Origin of the sequence: Mesorhizobium sp. M00.F.Ca.ET.216.01.1.1 (assembly GCF_004010325.2) — a bacterium.
Taxonomy (GTDB): Bacteria; Pseudomonadota; Alphaproteobacteria; order Rhizobiales; family Rhizobiaceae; genus Mesorhizobium.
This window is the reverse complement of record NZ_SADR02000078.1, coordinates 1-1,083: the sequence shown is the minus strand read 5'-3', so window position 1 is coordinate 1,083 and position 1,083 is coordinate 1. Positions and strand designations below refer to the sequence as shown.

Annotated in this window: 1 protein-coding gene; it reads right to left on the bottom strand. The window is 64.7% G+C overall.

What is annotated here, in order from left to right:
• On the bottom strand, positions 1 to 1,081 hold a 1,081-nt coding region (locus tag EN859_RS35090), incomplete at its 3' end, for an ISAs1 family transposase (RefSeq protein WP_135913586.1).
• Between the last annotated feature and the right edge of the window lie 2 nt (positions 1,082 to 1,083).

Genomic DNA, 1,083 nt, shown 5'->3' with positions numbered 1-1,083 from the left:
CGGCCTTTTTGCGTCTGAGTTTGATGGAGTGCTTATCGCTGACGGTACGGACCAGGTTGATGGCGAAATGGCGCACGATGGCCATGTTGAGGGCGCCGTGGCCTTTTCTGAGCCGCGATTGGTCGTCGTTGAAGACGACGTCGAGGGTCCAGTGCAGAGCGTTCTCGACCAGCCAGTGGCCACGCACGGCGTAAGCGGCCCGTTCGGCCGTCAGCGCAGTGGAGGCGATAAAGTATCGCGTGTCGAAGCGGCTTTTGTCCTTCAGTCCGGTGCGCGAACGGACGCGCACGATGGTTGTTGCGTCCGGCAGGCGCAGTTCACCGGGAAAGCGGCGCCGGCCTTCGAGCCAGCCGGCCTCGCGGCTGACGGTGACGGTGCGCTCCTCGATGCGGCCATGGGCCTTGTCGAGATCGACGAAGCTGTCGAGGCACTTGGCGGGGGCGTCGTCGAAATAGCGCTCGATCTCGGCTCTGAGCGTCGGCTGGTTGGCCTTGACCGCGAGCAGGTAGTCGGCGCCGGCATCCCTGATGACCTTTGCGATGGCGGCATTGGTGGCGATGGCATCGATCGAGACGAGCGTGCCCTTGAGACCGTCGTTCGCTGCCAGGCGCTCGACGAGCACCGGGATCGCGGTCGTCTCGTTGCTCTTGTCACTGACGGCTTCTTGGCCGAGCACTAGGCGCGAGGTGGTGGCGAAGGCCGAAACCAGGTGCAGCGGGGCGCGGCCGGCACTGCGATCGTGGCTGCGCCGTGACGTCTTGCCGTCGATGGCGACGAAGTCCGGCTTGCCGGGCCATGTCTCGCGCACCCATGAGGTGAAGGCGGCCGAGAACAGCCCGGGATCGATGCGGTTCATCAGCATGGTCAGCCAGCGCCCGCCCGGCACGCCGTGATGATAGGGCAAATAGCGACGCAGGAAGTCGAGATGCGTCGCGCCCCAGTCGGCAATCAGATCATAGTCGTCGCAATCGCAGATCGTGCCGCAGACGACCAGCAGCAGCACTTCCGGCAGCGGATGTGCCACCCGCCATGGCTCACGCGGATCTTCAATGGCTGAAAAATGCTCCAGCAGCGCCTTCAGGC